The organism is Achromobacter arsenitoxydans SY8, from assembly GCF_000236785.1.
Lineage (GTDB): Bacteria > Pseudomonadota > Gammaproteobacteria > Burkholderiales > Burkholderiaceae_B > Achromobacter > Achromobacter arsenitoxydans.
In genome coordinates this window covers 109,735-127,809 of the sequence record NZ_AGUF01000047.1, presented here as the reverse complement: position 1 = coordinate 127,809, position 18,075 = coordinate 109,735, and the positions used below count along the sequence as shown (strand labels likewise).

Below are 18,075 nucleotides of genomic sequence, written 5' to 3'. Positions count from 1 at the left end.
GAACGAATGCGCTCCCAAGCAGGAAAAAAGGGGGGCGTGGGAGAGCGGGGCGCGCAGCTTGTGCGCCCAAAAGAAAAACCCGTCGCGAGCGACGGGTTTTGCGGGGCGGGGCCTTGCGCTGATCAGGCGACTTCGCCTTCCTCGCCTTCCTTCTTGACCGGCTTGATCAGGTCTTCGCGCTTGACGCCCATCCACATGGCCAGCGCGGCGGCGACGAACACCGACGAGTAGATGCCGAACCAGATGCCGATGGTCAGCGCCAAGGCGAAATAGTGCAGGGTGGGGCCGCCGAAGAACAGCATGGCCAGCACCATCATCTGCGTCGAACCGTGGGTGATGATGGTCCGCGAGATGGTCTGCGTGATGGCGCTGTTGATGACTTCCTGCACGTCCGCCTTGCGGTACTTGCGGAAGTTCTCGCGGATCCGGTCCATGATGACCACGGATTCGTTCACGGAGTAGCCCAGCACCGCGAGCACGCCCGCCAGCACCGACAGCGAGAATTCCCACTGGAAGAAGGCAAAGAAGCCCAGGATGATCACCACGTCGTGCAGGTTGGCGACCACGCCGGCGAGGGCGAACTTCCATTCAAAGCGGAAGCCCAGGTAGATCACGATGCCGATCACCACGACCAGCAGCGCCATCAGGCCGTTGTGCAGCAGTTCCTGTCCGATCTGCGGGCCGACGAATTCGACGCGGCGCAGTTCCACGCCGGAGTCGGCGGCCTTGAGCGCGGCCATGACGGTTTCGCTCTGGGTGGCGGACGTCTGGCCTTCCTGCAGGGGCAGGCGGATCATGACGTCGTGCGAGGTGCCGAAGTTCTGCACCTGGAAATCGGTGTAGCCCAGCTTGGAGACCACGCCGCGCACGTTTTCAAGCTGCGCCGTCTGGGCGTAGTTGACTTCCATGACCGTGCCGCCGGTGAATTCGATCGACAGGTGGAAGCCGCGCGTGACGATGAAGAACACCGCCAGGATGAACGTGACGAGACTGATGATGTTCAGCACCAGCGCATGGCGCATGAACGGGATGGTGCGGTGAATCCGGAAAAATTCCATTTTTCGCCTTCGGTTCTTTTCTGTGGCGGACGGCTTGCGCCGTCCGCCCTATTTTCAGTTTGCCTTCGGCTTCCAGACTTCGCCGATGGAGATCGAGGTGAGCTTCTTCTTGCGGCCGTAGTACAGATTGGCCAGCGCGCGCACGCCCACGACCGACGAGAACATCGAGGTCAGGATGCCCAGGCAGTGAACCACCGCGAAGCCCCGGATCGGGCCCGAACCGAAGGCCAGCAGCGCCAGGCCCACGATCAGCGTGGTGAGGTTCGAGTCAAGAATGGTGCCCCAGGCGCGTTCGAAGCCTTGATGGATGGCTTGCTGCGGCGAGGCGCCCGCCCGTAGTTCTTCCCGTATGCGCTCGTTGATCAGCACGTTCGAGTCGATGGCCATGCCCAGCGTCAGCGCGATAGCGGCGATGCCCGGCAGGGTCAGCGTGGCCTGAAGCATGGACAGCAGGGCCAGCAGCAGCAGAACGTTGAAAGTCAGGCCGATCGTGGAGAACACGCCGAACAGGTGGTAGTACAGGATGATGAATACGGCGATCGCCAGGAAGCCGTACAGCGTCGAGTAGAAGCCCTTCGAGATGTTGTCCGCACCCAGGCTCGGGCCGATGGTGCGTTCCTCGATGATGGACATCGGCGCCGCCAGCGCGCCGGCGCGCAGCAGCAGGGCGGTGTCGGCGGCTTCCTCGGAGCTCATGCTGCCGGAAATCTGCACCTGGCCGCCCGCGATTTCGCCGCGGATGACCGGCGCCGTGACCACTTCGCCCTTGCCGTTTTCGAACAGCAGGATGGCCATGCGCTTGTTGACGTTGTCGCGGGTGACGTCGCGGAAGATGCGCGCGCCCTTGGAATCCAGCGTCAGGTGGACGGCGGCCTGCTGGGTCTGCGAATCGCGGCCGGGTTGGGCGTCCTGCAGGTTTTCGCCGGTCAGGATGACCTGGCGGCGGACCAGGATGGGACGGCCGTCGCGGTCGTTGTAGCGTTCAAGGCCGAAGGGAACGGTGTTGCCCAGCAGCGCGGCCTGCGCGGCGGGCGAGTCGTCGACCATGCGGATTTCGAGGGTGGCGGTGCGGCCCAGCAGTTCCTTGGCCTTGGCCACATCCTGCACGCCGGGCAACTGCACCACGATGCGGTCCGAGCCCTGCTGCTGAATGACAGGTTCAGCCACGCCCAGTTCGTTGATGCGGTTGTGCAGCGTGTTGATGTTCTGCTTGAGCGCCGAATCTTGCACGCGGGTGACGGCGGCCGGATTCAGGGCGCCCATCAGGAGCTGCTTGCCGTTTTCTTCGCGTTCGGTGAATTCCAGGTCGGGCAGGCGCGAGCGCAGCGTCGAGATGGCGCGGTCGCGGTCGTCCGTGTTGGCGAAGGTGGCGGCGATGCCCATGCCCGAGCGTTCGACGCCGGCCACGTTGACCTTTTGGTCGCGCAGCACCGAGCGCACGTCGGCGGCCAGCGAGTCGTAGCGGGCGGTCAGCGCGCCCTGCATGTCGACCTGCAGCAGGAAGTGCACGCCGCCGCGCAGGTCCAGGCCCAGGTACATGGGCTTGGGGGCGAACCAGCCCAGCGCGCGCATCCAGGGCGGCGACGCAGGCAGCAGGTTCAGCGCCACGGTGTAGTGCGGATCGCCGGGAACGGTGTTGAGGGACTTTTCGATCAGGTCGCGGGCCTGCAGCTGCACGTCGGTCGACGGGAAGCGGGCGCGAACGGTGCCGAGCGTGCCGTTCAGTTCGAAATAGGCGCCGTCGTTGGGGATCTTGGCGTCGGCCAGGATCTGCTCCACGCGGGCCAGCACGGACGTGTCGACCTTGATGGTGGCCTTGGCGCTGGAGACCTGCACGGCGGGGGATTCGCCGTAGAAGTTGGGAAGCGTGTACAGCAGGCCAATGAGGACCGCGACCAGGACCGTAATGTACTTCCAGAGGGGATAGCGGTTCATTGCCGGCTACTTCATGTAAAAGAGATGAAAGGGCCGCCCGGGCGTCGAACGCCGCGGGCGGCGGTAGGCGCCAGGAGCCTGCGCCGCCAGCGGCGGTGCGGGCCCGAAGCACAAAAGCCCCCGATGGGGCTCTTGTGGGACGCTTACAGGGCCTTGATGGTTCCCTTGGGCAGCACGGTCGAAACCGACGACTTCTGCATGATCACTTCGACGGGCTTGTCGGCCAGTTCCGAGACTTCGACCGTGACGTAGCTGTCGTTGACCTTGGTGACCTTGCCGAGCAGGCCGCCGGCGGTGACGACTTCGTCGCCCTTGGCCAGCGCGGCGATCAGGTTGCGGTGTTCCTTCTGGCGCTTCATCTGCGGACGGATCATCAGGAAATAGAGGATCACGAACATCAGGATGATGGGCAGCATGCCCATCAGCGCATTGCCTTCGGGGGCGGCGGCCTGGGCCACGACGAGGCCGGCGGTATCGATAACGGACATTGAATTCTCCTGCGTTTGAGTCTGTTTGGGTTTATCGCTATGTTTTTATGCGCCCATCCCCGCGCGAGCCATGGATAGGGCAAGCCGACTATTGTATATAGGTTATAGCCAGCCTTTAAGCAGGGCGCCATCCCCGGCGCCGGGCGGCTCGCCGGTCTGGCGGCAACCTGCCCGATCAAATGGGGGCAAAGCCCCGGAGAAAAAGCCCCCCGGGGCAGTTTTTTTGCCCCGGCTAATCCACCCCGCGGGCGCGGTCCGCGGCGAACTGGGCGCGCCAGGCGTCGAAGCGGCCCTCGGCGATGGCCTCGCGCATTTCCTTCATGATAGTCAGATAGAAGTGCAGGTTGTGCAGCGTGTTCAGGCGCGCGCCGGTGATTTCATTGGCGCGCTGCAGGTGGTGCAGGTAGGCGCGCGAAAAGGTGCCGCAGGTGTGGCAGCCGCAGCTCGGGTCCAGCGGACGGGTATCGTCGCGGTACTTGGCGTTGCGGATCTTGACGTCGCCAAAGCGCGTGAACAGCCAGCCGTTGCGGGCGTTGCGGGTGGGCATGACGCAGTCGAACATGTCCACGCCGCGGCTCACGCCCTCGACCAGGTCTTCGGGCGTGCCCACGCCCATCAGGTAGCGCGGGGCTTGGGCGGGCAGCTTGGGCGTCACGTGCGCCAGGATGCGCATCATGTCTTCCTTGGGCTCGCCCACCGACAGGCCGCCGATGGCGTAGCCGTGAAAGCCGATGTCCTGCAGTCCGGCCAGCGATTCGTCGCGCAGCGACTCGTACATGCCGCCCTGGACGATGCCGAACAGTGCATTGGGATTGCCCAGGCGGTCGAATTCCTCGCGCGAGCGGCGGGCCCAGCGCAGCGACATCCGCATCGAGCGCGCGGCTTCCTCGACGGTGGCGGGCCGGCCGTCGATTTCATAGGGCGTGCATTCGTCGAACACCATGACGATGTCGGAATTGAGCGAGCGTTGGATGCGCATGGACTCTTCCGGCGTCAGGAAGAGGCGCGCGCCGTCGATGGGGGAGGCGAACTTGACGCCTTCCTCGGTGATCTTGCGCATGCCCTGCAGGCTGAACACCTGGAAACCGCCGGAGTCGGTCAGGATCGGCTTGTCCCACTGCATGAAGCCGTGGAGCCCGCCGTGTTTTTCCATGATTTCCGTGCCCGGGCGCAGCCACAGATGGAAAGTGTTGCCCAGCACGATCTGCGAGCCGATTTCCTTGAGCTCGTGCGGCATCATCGCCTTGACGCTGCCGTAGGTGCCTACCGGCATGAAGATGGGGGTTTCGACCACGCCGTGGTTCAGCGTGATGCGGCCGCGGCGGGCGCCGCCGTCGGTAGCGAGCAGTTCGAAGTTCAGTCCGGTCATGGGGCGGGGGTTTCGATGAACATGGCGTCGCCGTAGCTGAAGAAGCGGTAGCGCTGGGCGACGGCGTGGGCGTAGGCGCGGCGGATGGGTTCGACGCCGGCCAGCGCCGACACCAGCATCAGCAGGGTCGACTGGGGAAGGTGGAAGTTGGTGACCAGGGCGTCTACGACACGGTACTGGTAACCGGGGGTGATGAACAGGCGCGTGTCGCCCTGGGCGGGGGCCAGCGGCGCGCCGGGGGCGGTGCGCCCTTCGGTCTGGGCGGCGGCGGATTCCAGCGCGCGCACGCTGGTGGTGCCCACGGCGATGACGCGGCCGCCCTGGGCGCGGGCTGCGGCGATGGCGTCCACGGTGGCCTGGGGCACCGTGAACCATTCGGCGTGCATGATGTGGTCGGCCAGGTTGTCCACGCGCACGGGCTGGAAGGTGCCGGCGCCCACGTGCAGGGTGACGAAGGCGCGCGCCACGCCCAGTTCGGACAGGCGGTCCAGCGTGGGCTGGTCGAAGTGCAGGCCCGCCGTCGGGGCCGCCACCGCGCCGGGCTCGCGCGCATAGACCGTCTGGTAGCGGTCGTCGTCGCCGGCGTCGGCGGCGTGCGTGATGTAGGGCGGCAGCGGGGTGGCGCCGTGCGCGTCCAGCAGCTCGAGCACGGGGCCCGGGAAGCGGATGTCGAACAGTTCGCCCTCGCGGCCCAGCACGGTGGCCTCGAAGGCGTCGGCCAGGCGCAGCACCATGCCCGCGCCCGGCGACTTGCTGGCGCGCACGTGGGCCAGGACGCGGTCGGGTTCGGTGATGCGTTCGACCAGCACCTCGATCTTGCCGCCGGTGATCTTGTGGCCGGCCAGCCGCGCCTTGATGACGCGCGTGTCGTTGAACACCAGCAGGTCGTGCGGGCGCAGCAGCGCGGTCAGGTCGGCAAACTGGCGGTCGTGCAGCTGGCTGGCGTCGTCCAGGTGCAGCAGGCGGCTGCCCGTGCGTTCGGCGGCGGGCGTCTGCGCGATGAGCTCGGGCGGCAGGTCGTAATCGAAATCGGAAACGGTGAAGGACTGGGTCACGCGGGTATCGGGGATCAGAGGGATCGGGCCCTGCAAAAGGCGAGCCGGGCCGGTCGGGCGGGCTCTGGGCAACCCGTTATTGTAAAGGGGACGGCTAATAGGGGCGGAACGGAAGGAATCTCGCCCTGGCGGTCGCGCCGCTCGGCGTCGAGATTGCGCCGCATCGGATGCCTCGGGGCGCCCGTAACCGTGCCAGGTTTTGTATGCTCTCGGTTTTGCAGGACGAGCAACCGGGTGGACGAGGCATGACGGGACAAGCGAACAAGCGTGTGGGCGGGCTGAAGCAATGGCTGGCCGGCGGGGTGCTGGCCCTGGCCGCGGGCGCCGCCTTCGCGCAGGTTCCCGGGTTGCCGCCCGACGTCGTCAAGGCCTGGAAGGCCAGCAAGCTGCCCGACAGCTCGCTGTCCCTGGTGGTCCAGGAAGTCGGCGGTCCGCGACTGGTGGCGCTCAACGCCAAGGAAGCGCGCAACCCCGCATCGGTGATGAAACTGGTCACGACCTGGGCCGCGCTGTCCGAGCTAGGCCCCAATTATGTCTGGCGCACCGAATTCATGACGGCTCCGGGCGCCAGGCCCGACGCCAAGGGCGCGCTGAGCGGCCCGCTGTACCTGCGGGCGGGGGGCGATCCGCAGTTTCTGCTGCAGGACCTGTGGGTGCTGCTGCGCGAACTGCGCCTGCGCGGCGTCAAGCAGATCAACGACCTGGTGATCGACCGCAGCATCTTCGGGCAGGTGACTACGGATCCCGGCGCCTTCGACGGCGCGCCCGACCGGGCCTACAACGCCAGCCCCGACGCCCTGATGGTGGGTTTCGGTGCCTTGCGCCTGCTGTTCACGCCGGATCCGGTTGCCAATAAATGGGTGCCGCTGATTGATCCGCCCCTGCCCGGCCTGAAGATCGAAGGCCAGGTGGAATGGAGCGACGTTCGCTGCCCTGGCCCTCCCGTGGTCACGACCGATCCGCTGATCACGCAGCAGGGCGTCACCATCCGGGTCAACGGCAAGGTGGCCGGGTCCTGCGGGGAATTCAGCCTGTACCGCCTGGCGCTTTCGCAGCCCGACTACGCTACCGAGGTGTTCCGCATGCTCTGGAAGGAGCTGGGCGGCACGTTCAAGGGGCAGGTCCGTTCCGGCATGGTGCCGGCCGATGCGGTCGTGCTGGCTTCCCATGACTCGCCCACGCTGGCGGAGGCCATCCGCCTGATCAACAAGCGCAGCAACAACGTCATGGCGCGCACGCTGCTGCTGACGCTGGGCGCGGAACGCGGCCGCCGGCCGGCCACCGTTGGCAGCAGCGAAGCGGTGGCCAAGGATTTGCTGGCCAAGCAGGGGCTGAACATGCCCGAGCTGGTCATCGACAATGGCGCCGGCCTGTCGCGCGACGCGCGCGTGTCGGCCGACAGCCTGGCGTCCATGCTGACCGTGGCCTGGAATTCGCCGGTCATGCCGGAATACATTTCGTCCTTCGCCATTGCCGGCGTGGACGGCACCGTGCGGCGCCGCATGAAGGGCAACGGCACCCTCGGCATGGCCCACCTGAAGACCGGCTCGCTGCGCGACGTGCGCTCGATCGCCGGCTACGTGCTGGGCGCCAGCGGCAAGCGCTATGTGGTTGTCAGCATCGTCAACCACGAACAGGCGGGCGCCGTCCGTGCATTCGACGATGCTTTGATTTCCTGGCTCGCCGAACAGTGAATGTAAGCCCCCACGCCGCGCGCACGTTGTGCGCTTGCTGCCCCCCAAGGGGGCTGCCCCGCCTTGGGACGGCCCGGCGGCGGGGCGGCAATTCTTGCGAGAAGTCTGTGCGAGAAGCTCCCTAAACCGATTACGATTCCTTATGTGTGGCTCGCTACCGGGCGGCGCCTGCGCGCCGTGCCGATCCGGTCCCGCCTGAGGCGAAAAAACCTGACCAACAAATACTCTGGAGAGTTACGCACATGCCCGTGCACGAAATCCGCCATCCGCTGATCCGCCACAAGCTCGGGATCATGCGCCGCGCCGACCTCAGCACCAAGAGCTTCCGTGAACTGTCGCAGGAAGTGGGCGCTTTGCTTACCTATGAAGCGTCCAAGGACCTGCCGCTGGCCCCCGCCACCGTCGAAGGCTGGTGTGGACAGGTGCAGGTAGAGAAGATCGCCGGCAAGAAAGTCACCGTGGTGCCGATCCTGCGCGCCGGCATCGGCATGCTGGACGGCGTGCTCAGCCTGATTCCCGGCGCCAAGGTCAGCGTCGTGGGCGTGGCCCGCAACGAAGAGACCCTGGAAGCGCACACCTATCTGGAACGCCTGGTGGGCGAACTGGACCAGCGCCTGGCGCTGATCGTTGACCCGATGCTGGCGACCGGCGGTTCGATGGTCGCGGCCATCGACCTGCTCAAGCGCGCCGGCTGCAAGGAAATCCGCGCGCTGGTGCTGGTGGCCGCCCCGGTAGGCATCGACACCGTGCTGGCCAAGCACCCGGATGTGCATATCTACACCGCGTCCATCGACGACGGCCTGAACGAGCACGGCTACATCATGCCGGGCCTGGGCGATGCCGGCGACCGCATTTTCGGCACCACGCAGAAGACCGAGTAATTTCCGTCACGGGCCGGCTCGCGGCCCGTTTTGCCAGGCCGGCGCTACGCCGGCTGCGGTTGCCGCCGGCCGTCCAGGTGCTGGCCGAACCAGTGCAACTGCGGCGCCAGTCCGGCGACTTCGCCCACGATCAGCAGGGCGGGGGACTGGATGGCGTGTTCCCCGGCCAGCTCGGGCAGCCGCTCCAGCGTGCCGGACAGCACGCGCTGTTCCGGCCGGCTGCCGTTTTCGATCAGCGCGAACGGCGTCTGCGGCGAACGGCCGTGGCGCAACAGGCGCTGCGTCAGCAGGTCCAGCTGCCCGACTCCCATATAGAACGCCAGGGTCTGCCGCTCGCGCGCGAGCGCGGGCCAGTCCAGGCTGTCTTCGTCTTCGCGGCAGTGCGCGGTGACCAGGCGTACGGACTGCGCGTGTTCGCGGTGCGTCAGCGGAATGCCGGCATAGGCCGCACAGGCCAGCGCGGCGGTGATGCCGGGCACCACTTCATAGCGCACGCCATGGGCGCGCAGATATTCCAGTTCTTCGCCGCCGCGGCCGAAGATGAAGGCGTCGCCGCCCTTGAGCCGTACGACCCGCCGGCCTGCCTGGGCGTGCTCCACCAGCAGCGCATGGATCCGCGCCTGCGTCGCGTGATGGTTTTCGCCGGGCAGCTTGCCGACCGGCACGCGTTCGGCGTCGCGGCGCGCCAGGGACATGACCTCGTCGCTGACCAGCCGGTCATGCAGGATCACGTCGGCTTCATTCAGGGCGCGCAAGGCCTTGAGCGTCAGCAGGCCGGGGTCGCCGGGGCCCGCGCCCACCAGCACCACGCTGCCCGTCGCGGGAGCGATCGGCGCGGCCAGGGCGTCCGCCAGGGCGGCCTCGGCCTGCGCTGGCTGTTGCTGGCGCAGGAAACCGGCCACCGGGCCGTCCAGCAGCCAGTCATAGAAGCGGCGCCGCGCGCCCAGGTCGGGGTGGCTGGACCGGATGCGCTTGCGGTAGGTCGCGGCCAGGCCAGCAAGCTGGCCGAGCGTGTGGTCGAACAGCGATTCGATGCGTTCGCGGATCCGGCGCGCCAGCACGGGCGCCACGCCCGACGACGAGATGGCGACGATGACGGGCGAGCGGTCGACGATGGACGGGACCTGGAAAGACGACAGTTCCGGGTCGTCCACCACGTTGCAGAAGGTGCGGCGCGCCTGGGCGGCTTCGGACACCGCGGCGTTCGCGGCGCGGTCGTCGGTGGCGGCCACTACCAGCCAGACGGCGTCGAGCCAGGCGGGGTCGAACAGGCCGTGCAGATGGCGGATGCGTCCTTCGGCCGCCAGCGCGGCCAGGGCGGGCGTCAGTTCAGGAGCGCCGACGACGACGTCGGCACAGGCCTCCAGCAAGGCGAGCGTCTTGCGCTCGGCGACTGCGCCGCCGCCTACAACCAAAACCAGCCGGTCTTTCAGATCGGCAAAAATCGGGAAAAGCTTCATGAATGCCAGCCTCGGGCGTACCCGGCTCAATGTGGGTCGATGATAGGGACGGGTTTTCATCCCCACAACTTTTGATTTATTTATTCCTTATAGCCAGAACTTATTTGGCAGGCCGCCCGAGTCCGTAGATGCAGGCGGCGCGGGGACTGGTTCTGACCTTCCCTAGGCGTTGCCCAGCCACTGGCTCATTTCCACGACCTCGCGGGCGACTTCGCCCAGCCGCTTCTGGCTTTGCATGGCGCGTTCGCGCAGCAGCCGATGGGCCTCGTCCTCGGGGATGGACCGGGTTTTCATCAGGATGCCCTTGGCCTTTTCCACCCACTGCCGGTCGGCCAGCCGCAACTGGGCCTCGCGCAGTTCCTCGCGCCGCGATTTTTCCATGGCGAAGCGTTCGATTGCCACCGTCAGCAACGGTTCGATGCGGCCGGCCGGCACATCGCCCACCACGTAGGCTGCCACGCCTGCGCGCAGGGCGGTGCGGATGGTTTCGCGATTGCCGTTGTCGGTGAACATCACGACCGGGCGGTCGCTGTGCTCGCTTGCGACACAGACGTTCTCCAGGGTGTCGCGGCCGGGGGCGTCGCTGTCTATCAGTACAACGTCCGGCGCGGCCTGCGCAATACTGGCGGCCAGGTCCGCGCCGGGCGCCACTTCCGCGACGACATGCACGCCCGCCGCGGCAAGCGTTTGCCGCAGCGACGCCGCGCGTCCTTCGCCATCGTTCAGCAGCATGACCTTCAGCATGAAACCCCCCTGGTGTTTCCTGTGATGCAAGTTCCATGCCATCGCGTCCGCCCGGGGCGTGGTCGGCGCACGCACGCTGGCGGGGCGGCCTCCGCACAGCCATGGTGCGCTGCGGCAACGCTAGACGCACCAACTTGGCTCGGGCCCCGATTCATGCGCGTTGTGCGCTGACGGCGCGGATCTGCGCAAAGCCAGCAGCGATGCGGGTTTCAGGCCGTTTTCAGGGTTTGCGGTCGGATCTGGCACAGCGTTTGCTTGAGTGGAACCGGGGCGGCCAACGGCGGTCGCCCGACGCAACACGCCGCGCTATGCGGCAAGGGACAACGACGTTCCGCAGCGCCAACGGATGGATTCCGTGGCGCGCGGGACGTTTTTTTTTGCCGCTTACATCCAGGAGCCTTGCATGACGCCCATGAACAGCAGCCCCTCGACCGACGCCGCCAGCGCCGGCATGACCGCCAACGCCGGACGCCGCAAGTGGCTGAGCGGGACAGCGCGCGCGGTGGCCGGCGCCGGCCTGCTTTCGCTGGTCGACCCGCTGGTGCGCGCCGGCGCCTGGGCCGCCGGCACCGATGCGCCGGAAAAGACCGAGGTCAAGATCGGCTTCATACCGCTGACCGACTGCGCCTCCGTCGTGATGGCGTCGGTGCTGGGTATCGACAAGAAGTACGGCGTGAAGATCACGCCTTCCAAGGAAGCGTCCTGGGCCGCCGTGCGCGACAAGCTCATGAACGGCGAATTGGACATGGCGCATGTGCTGTACGGCCTGGTCTATGGCGTCCACCTGGGCATCGGCGGACCCAAGAAGGACATGGCGGTGCTGATGAGCCTGAACCAGAACGGCCAGGCCATCACGCTATCGAACAAGCTGCTGGAAGCGGGCGCGCGCGACGGCGAATCGCTGGCCAAACTGATGGGCGCGGAAAAGCGCGAATACACCTTCGCCCAGACCTTTCCCACCGGCACGCACGCGATGTGGCTGTACTACTGGCTGGCCGCTTACGGCATCAATCCGATGAAGGACGCCAAAGTCATCACCGTGCCGCCGCCGCAGATGGTGGCCAACATGCGGGTGGGCAACATGGACGGCTACTGCGTCGGCGAGCCCTGGGGCGCGCGGGCCATCCTGGACAAGATCGGCTTTACGACCGTTACCTCGCAGGGCATCTGGACCGACCACCCCGAAAAGGTGCTGGGCACCAGCGGCGACTTTGTGACGCGCAATCCGAACACGGCGCGCGCCGTCACCGCCGCAATTCTTGAAGCGGGCAAGTGGATCGACGCGTCTCCCGAAAACCGCCGCAAGACGGCCGAGACCATCGCCGCCAAGTCCTACGTCAACACGGACGCCAGCGGCATCGTGGACCGCATGCTGGGGCAGTACGACGACGGCCTGGGCAAGAAGTGGACGGACGACCACGCCATGCGCTTCTACGCCGACGGCGCCGCCAACTTCCCGTACCTGAGCGACGGCATGTGGTTCCTGACGCAGCACAAGCGCTGGGGCCTCCTGAAGGAGCATCCGGACTACCTGGGTGTCGCCAAACAGATCAACCGGATCGACATCTACAAGCAGGCCGCGCAGGCAGCCGGCGTCGCGCTGCCCGCCAGCGAGGTGCGCACGTCCAAGCTTATCGACGGCGTGGTCTGGGACGGCAGCAATCCCGCGGCGTATGCCGACGGTTTCAAGGTCAAGGCCTGAGGGCCGGCACGACAGGAGACTCGCTATGTCTACCGTAACGATTACGCGCCGCGGCGACGAACTGGCCGCCCTGTGGCGGGAACGCGCGGAGTCCGCGCTCAAAGCGGTGGTGGGGCCGGTTGCCGGCTTCGCGCTATTTGTGCTGGTCTGGCAGGTGGTGGCGTTGCGGATCACCGAGATCCCCACGCCCGGCGTCACCTGGCGGGCGGCCGTGGAACTGTTCTCGGATCCGTTCTATGACAACGGCCCGAACGACAAGGGCATCGGCTGGAACCTGCTGGCGTCGCTGGAGCGTGTGGCTGCCGGATTCGGCCTGGCGGCCCTGGTCGGTATTCCGGTGGGTTTTGCCATTGGCCGCTACGCCGCGGTGCGGGCCATGTTCTCGCCCATTGTCAGCCTGCTGCGGCCGGTGTCGCCGCTGGCCTGGCTGCCGCTGGGACTGCTGCTGTTCAAGGCGGCCAATCCCGCCGCGATCTGGGCCATTTTCATCTGTTCGATCTGGCCCATGATCATCAACACCGCCGTGGGCGTGTCGCGCGTGCCGCAAGACTACCTGAACGTGGCGCGGGTGCTGAACCTGTCCGAATGGAAGGTCACGACCAAGGTGCTGCTGCCCGCGGTGCTGCCCTACATGCTGACCGGGGTGCGGCTGTCCATCGGCACCGCGTGGCTGGTGATCGTGGCGGCGGAAATGCTGACCGGCGGCACGGGCATCGGCTTCTGGCTGTGGGACGAGTGGAACAACCTGAAGGTCGAGCACATCGTTATCGCCATTTTCGTGATCGGCATTGTGGGGCTGCTGCTGGAGACCCTGCTGGTCGCGCTGGCCCGCCGCTTCACCTATACCGAGGAATAGCGCCATGAAGAAATTCGTACGCATCGAGAACGTGGGTCAGACCTTCAATACCCGCAAGGGCGCCTTCGTGGCGCTGCGCGACATCGACCTGACGGTCGAGCAGGGCGAGTTCATTACGCTGATCGGCCATTCCGGCTGCGGCAAGTCGACCTTGCTGAACCTGATCGCGGGGCTGACCCGGCCCACCAGCGGCGTCCTGCTATGCGCCGAACGCGAGATCACCGGTCCCGGTCCGGACCGGGCGGTGGTGTTCCAGAACCATTCGCTGCTGCCATGGCTGAACTGCTTCCAGAATGTGCACTTGGCGGTCGAACGCGTGTTTGGCGGCAAGGAAAAACGCCCGCAGCTGGTGGAGCGCACGCGCGCTGCGCTGGACCTGGTGGGCCTGCTGCCCGCGCAGAACAAACTGCCGCGGGAAATTTCCGGCGGCATGAAGCAGCGCGTGGGCATTGCGCGCGCGCTGGCGATTGAGCCGGGCGTGCTGCTGATGGACGAACCCTTCGGCGCGCTGGACGCGCTGACCCGTGCGCACCTGCAGGACGAACTGCTGAAGATCGTGGCCAAGACGCGCACGACCACCATCATGGTGACGCACGACGTGGACGAGGCCGTGCTGCTGTCGGACCGCATCGTGATGCTGACCAACGGGCCGGCCGCGACTATCGGCGAAATCCTGCCCGTGCCGCTGCCCCGGCCGCGCGACCGCGTGCGGCTGGCCAACGATCCGACTTACCTGTCGTGCCGCGCCGCGGTGGTCGACTTCCTGCACCGCCGTCACGGCAATCCCGAACGCTCGCAGGCCGCGGCGCAGGCCAATGCGGCCATCCCCGCGGCGCCCGACGCGCTTGAGGAGGCGGGCGCGGCGCGCGCTGCCGCGTAGGGGGACGCCATGGAGGCAAAGCAGAAGCTGGTGGTGGTCGGCAACGGGATGGCGGGCATCCGCACGGTCGAGGAATTGCTGAAGCTGGCGCCGGACCTCTACGACATCACGGTGTTCGGGGCCGAGCCCCACACCAACTACAACCGCATCCTGCTGTCGCCCGTGCTGACCGGCGAGCGGACCTTGCAGGACATCGTGCTCAATGACGAGGACTGGTACGTCCGCCACGGTATCCGGCTGCTGCGCAACCGCAAGGTGCAGGGCATCGACCGGGCGCGGCGCACGGTACAGGCCGATGACGGCACGCGCACGCCATATGACCGGCTGCTGCTGGCTACCGGGTCCAACCCCCGGATCCTGCCGGTGCCGGGGCATGACCTGGACGGCGTTGTCGCCTTTCGCGACATCGGCGACGTGAACCAGATGATCGAGGCGTCCACGCGCTACCGGCATGCGGTCGTGATTGGCGGCGGCCTGCTGGGGCTTGAGGCCGCCAACGGCCTTGCCGCGCGCGGCATGGACGTGTCGGTCGTGCATCTGGGCGCCGCGCTGCTGGACAGGCAGTTGGACGGCGAGGCCGCCGGCCTGCTGCGACGTAGCCTGGAGGCGCGCGGCCTGAACTTTCTGCTTGGGCGCCAGACCCAGGCCATCCTGGGCGGCGACAACGGGCGCGTACGGGCGCTGCGTTTTGCGGATGGACAGGAAATTCCCGCGGACCTCGTGGTCATGGCCGTGGGCGTGCAGCCCAACAGCGAGCTTGCCCAACGCTGCGGGCTGCACGTCGACCGCGGCGTGGTGGTCAGCGACACCCTGCAGACCTACGATCCGCGCATCTACGCGGTGGGCGAATGCGTCAGCCATCGCGGCACGGCCTACGGCCTGGTCGCGCCGCTGTTTGAACAGGCGAAGGTGGCGGCCAACCATCTTGCCCGGCACGGCATCGGCCGCTACGAAGGAAGCGTCACGTCGACCAAGCTGAAGGTCACCGGCATCGACCTGTTCTCGGCGGGCGATTTCGCCGGCGGCGAACAGACCGAGACGATCACGCTGGCCGACACGCCGGGCGGCGTCTACAAGAAGCTGGTGATCCGGGACGACAGGCTGGTAGGCGCGTGCCTGTACGGCGACACGGTGGACAGCGCCTGGTACGTGCGGCTGATCCGCGAAGGCGCGCGCATCGACGCCCTGCGCGACCGGCTGATGTTCGGCGAAGGCGCAGGGGGCGAATAAGGATGGACATGCCGTTGACACGCAGCATCGGGATTAGGGCCGAAGGCACGCGGGAGGTCGCGTCGATCTGCTGTTATTGCGGTACGGGCTGCGGGGTGCGCGTGCAGGTGCGCGACGGCGCGGTGCTGGGCGTGCGCGGCGACGAATCGCACCCGGCCAACCGGGGCCGGCTGTGCAGCAAGGGCCTGGCTCTGGCCGACACGGTGCGGCGCGACGGCGCACGCGTGCTGGCGGCGCAATGGCGCGCGAACCGGGCGGACCCCTTGCGGGATATCGGGCTGGAGCAGGCGCTGGATCTGGCCGCGGACAAGCTGGCCGGCGCGATCGCCGCGCATGGTCCGGACGCCGTGGGCTTCTATCTGTCCGGCCAGCTCCTGACCGAGGACTACGCCATCTTCAACAAGCTGGCGCGGGCGCTGGCCGGCACCAACAACATCGACACCAATTCCCGCCTGTGCATGTCCAGCGCGGTTTCGGGCTACAAGCGCACGCTGGGCGCGGACGCGCCGCCGGCCTGCTATGAAGACCTGGAGCTGGCGGATACCGTACTGATCGCCGGCTCCAACATGGCCTACGCGCATCCGGTGCTGTTCCGGCGGCTGGAGGCTGCGCGCGCCAGCCGGCCCGGCATGAAGGTGATCGTGGCGGATCCGCGGCGCACCGACACCGCCGCATTCGCGGACCTGCACCTGCCGCTGGCGCCGGGGTCGGACGTGGCGCTGTTCAACGCCATGCTGCATGTGATGCTGCGCGAGGGCTTGGTCGACCACGGCTACATCGCGCGCCATACCGAGGGCTTCGAGACGCTGCGGACGCGGGTGGAGGAATACACGCCCGCAGCCGCGCAGCGCATCTGCGGCGTGCCGGCGAAGGACATCGTCCAGGCGGCGCGCTGGTTCGGCGAAGCCGGTGCGGCGCTGTCGCTCTACACGATGGGCCTGAACCAGTCGGTCGCCGGCACCGACAAGAATGCGGCGCTGATCCATTTGCATCTGGCCACCGGCCAGATCGGCCGGCCCGGCGCCGGGCCGTTTTCGCTGACCGGACAGCCCAACGCCATGGGCGGCCGCGAGGCCGGCGGCATGGCGACCCTGCTGCCGGGCCATCGCGACCCGGCTTCGCCGGCGGACCGCGCCGAGGTCGCCGCCTTGTGGGGCGTCGACAGCCTGCCCGATGCGCCGGGCGCCACGGCGCTGGATATGTTCGACGCGGTGCTGGCGGGACACATCAAGGTGCTGTGGATCGCGGCCACCAATCCGGCGCAGTCGCTGCCCGACCAGGCCCGCGTGCGCGCCGCCCTGGAGCGGGCGGAATTCGTGATCGTGCAGGAGGCTTTCGCCGGCACCGAGACGCTGGCGTATGCCGACCTGGTGCTGCCGGCGGCGACCTGGCCCGAGAAGTCGGGCACCGTGACGAATTCGGAACGTCGCGTCAGCCGGGTCCGCGCCGCCATCGCGCCGCCCGGGGACGCGCAGCCCGACTGGCGGCTGGCGCAGGCGGTCGCGCGGCGGCTTGCCGCCCGCATCGCGCCGGCCAAGGCGGCGCTGTTCGGCTACCGCGATGAATCCGAGGTCTACGCCGAGCACGTCCGCATGACGGCGGGCCGGGACCTGGACTACAGCGCGCTGGACTACGACGTCCTGGCCCAGCGCGGTCCGCAGCAATGGCCTTACCGCCAGGGCGAAGGCACCGCGCGCCTGTATGCGGACGGCGTCTTTCCCACGCCCAGCGGCCGCGCCCGGTTTGTCGACGTGGCTTGGCGGCCCACCGCCGAAACCGTGTCGGCGGAGTTTCCCCTGCAGCTCACCACCGGCCGCCTGCGTGATCACTGGCACACGATGGCGCGCACCTCCCTGGCGCGCGCGCTGACGCAGCACGTCGAAGAACCCTGGGTGTCGCTGCATCCCGAGGACATGCGCCGGCTCAAGCTCGAACCCGGCGCGCTGACGCGGCTGCACACGCCGCGGGGCAGCCTGGTGCTGCCCGCGCAGGCGGACGATGCCGTGCAACCCGGCCATGCCTTTGTTCCCATGCACTGGGGCAGCGGCTACATGGCGGGCCTGGGCGTGAATGGGTTGACCCATTCCGCGGCGGATCCGATTTCGCGCCAGCCGGAGCTTAAGTTCAGCGCGGCGCGCGCCGAACCCGCCGGCCTGGCCTGGCAGGCCGCGGGATGGCTGCAGGGCGACGCGATGGCGCTGCGCGCGCGCCTGGCGCCCTGGCTGCGCCGCTTCGACTATGCCGTCGTGCTGCCGGCCGGCGCCGACGGCGTCCGGCTGCGGCTGGCGTCGCGCGCGGCCCCGGGCGCAGCGCTGCTGGACGAACTGGCGGATGCGCTGACGCTGGGCCGTGCCGACGTGGCGTTCGACGACCCGTCGCGCGGCTACATGCGCCGCGTGGCGGGCGGGCAGGGCGGGCTGCGCGCCTTCCTGCTGGCCGGCGACCTGCGCGCGCAGGACGCGCTGCTGGCCTGGGCGGCGGGCGGGGACGCGCCCGCCGGCATTGCCGCGCTGCTGATGGGGCGCGCCGCGGGCGCGGCGCGGTCGCGCACCATTTGCGTCTGCAACGGCGTGAGCGAGGCGGCGATCTTGGGCGGCATCGGACGCGGTTGCGACCTGGCGGCGCTGAAGGCGACGCTGGGCTGCGGCACGGGCTGCGGTTCGTGCGTGCCGGAAATCCAGTCGCTGCTGGCGCGCCGACCCGCCGCGCACGCGCTGGCCTAG

General features: G+C 67.8%; 13 protein-coding genes and 1 pseudogene. 7 read left to right on the top strand and 7 right to left on the bottom strand.

Translation table 11 applies throughout. The annotated features are described in order from the left end of the window. Window positions 1–122: 122 nt before the first annotated feature. From secF to queA, 5 genes are all read right to left on the bottom strand, one after another. Window positions 123–1,058, bottom strand: coding sequence for a protein translocase subunit SecF (gene secF, locus KYC_RS13405; protein WP_008163021.1), 936 nt, complete (start codon window positions 1,056–1,058; stop codon window positions 123–125). 54 nt (window positions 1,059–1,112) lie between these two features. Next, window positions 1,113–2,993 carry a protein translocase subunit SecD gene (gene secD, locus KYC_RS13400; protein WP_008163019.1) on the bottom strand — a complete coding sequence of 627 codons (1,881 nt, stop codon included), beginning with the start codon at window positions 2,991–2,993 and terminating at the stop codon, window positions 1,113–1,115. Window positions 2,994–3,136: 143 nt separating this feature from the next. Beyond that, complete coding sequence (yajC, locus tag KYC_RS13395) at window positions 3,137–3,481, bottom strand: preprotein translocase subunit YajC (RefSeq protein ID WP_008163017.1); 345 nt, start codon at window positions 3,479–3,481, stop codon at window positions 3,137–3,139. Window positions 3,482–3,713: 232 nt separating this feature from the next. Next, entirely contained in the window at window positions 3,714–4,850 is a 1,137-nt protein-coding gene (gene tgt / locus KYC_RS13390; protein WP_008163014.1) for a tRNA guanosine(34) transglycosylase Tgt, read from the bottom strand. Further along, window positions 4,847–5,905: a tRNA preQ1(34) S-adenosylmethionine ribosyltransferase-isomerase QueA gene (queA, locus tag KYC_RS13385; RefSeq protein ID WP_043518354.1), complete on the bottom strand. Its 1,059-nt coding sequence runs from the start codon at window positions 5,903–5,905 to the stop codon at window positions 4,847–4,849. Before queA ends, tgt begins: the two co-directional genes overlap by 4 nt. A 245-nt stretch (window positions 5,906–6,150) precedes the next feature. Here queA and dacB point away from each other — a divergent pair, with 245 nt between their 5' ends. Next, on the top strand, window positions 6,151–7,599 hold the full coding sequence (dacB, locus tag KYC_RS13380) for a D-alanyl-D-alanine carboxypeptidase/D-alanyl-D-alanine endopeptidase (protein WP_008163009.1): 1,449 nt from the start codon (window positions 6,151–6,153) through the stop codon (window positions 7,597–7,599). A 242-nt stretch (window positions 7,600–7,841) separates the two neighbouring features. Then, window positions 7,842–8,480: a uracil phosphoribosyltransferase gene (upp, locus tag KYC_RS13375; RefSeq protein ID WP_008163008.1), complete on the top strand. Its 639-nt coding sequence runs from the start codon at window positions 7,842–7,844 to the stop codon at window positions 8,478–8,480. A 44-nt stretch (window positions 8,481–8,524) separates the two neighbouring features. Here upp and cysG read toward each other — a convergent pair whose 3' ends face one another. Together cysG and KYC_RS13365 are read right to left on the bottom strand one after the other, a co-directional pair. Then, complete coding sequence (gene cysG, locus KYC_RS13370) at window positions 8,525–9,940, bottom strand: siroheme synthase CysG (RefSeq protein ID WP_008163006.1); 1,416 nt, start codon at window positions 9,938–9,940, stop codon at window positions 8,525–8,527. A gap of 162 nt (window positions 9,941–10,102) precedes the next feature. Continuing rightward, window positions 10,103–10,684 carry an ANTAR domain-containing response regulator gene (locus KYC_RS13365; protein ID WP_008163004.1) on the bottom strand — a complete coding sequence of 194 codons (582 nt, stop codon included), beginning with the start codon at window positions 10,682–10,684 and terminating at the stop codon, window positions 10,103–10,105. Between the two features lie 403 nt (window positions 10,685–11,087). Between KYC_RS13365 and KYC_RS13360 the strand changes: the two genes are divergently transcribed. The 5 genes and pseudogenes from KYC_RS13360 to KYC_RS13340 all read left to right on the top strand — a co-directional run bounded on the left by KYC_RS13360 (window position 11,088) and on the right by KYC_RS13340 (window position 18,075). Next, entirely contained in the window at window positions 11,088–12,386 is a 1,299-nt protein-coding gene (locus tag KYC_RS13360) for a CmpA/NrtA family ABC transporter substrate-binding protein (RefSeq protein WP_050814874.1), read from the top strand. 25 nt (window positions 12,387–12,411) lie between these two features. Beyond that, a complete protein-coding gene (gene ntrB / locus KYC_RS13355; protein WP_008163000.1) occupies window positions 12,412–13,242 on the top strand; it encodes a nitrate ABC transporter permease in 831 nt (276 codons plus the stop codon). Window positions 13,243–13,246: 4 nt separating this feature from the next. Continuing rightward, window positions 13,247–14,122: an ABC transporter ATP-binding protein gene (locus KYC_RS13350; RefSeq protein ID WP_008162998.1), complete on the top strand. Its 876-nt coding sequence runs from the start codon at window positions 13,247–13,249 to the stop codon at window positions 14,120–14,122. 9 nt (window positions 14,123–14,131) lie between these two features. After that, a pseudogene (locus tag KYC_RS13345) lies at window positions 14,132–15,349 on the top strand (NAD(P)/FAD-dependent oxidoreductase); the annotation flags it as partial. 5 nt (window positions 15,350–15,354) lie between these two features. Next, the gene (locus KYC_RS13340; RefSeq protein ID WP_050814870.1) at window positions 15,355–18,075 is read left to right on the top strand and encodes a nitrate reductase; all 2,721 of its coding nucleotides are present in this window, start codon (window positions 15,355–15,357) and stop codon (window positions 18,073–18,075) included.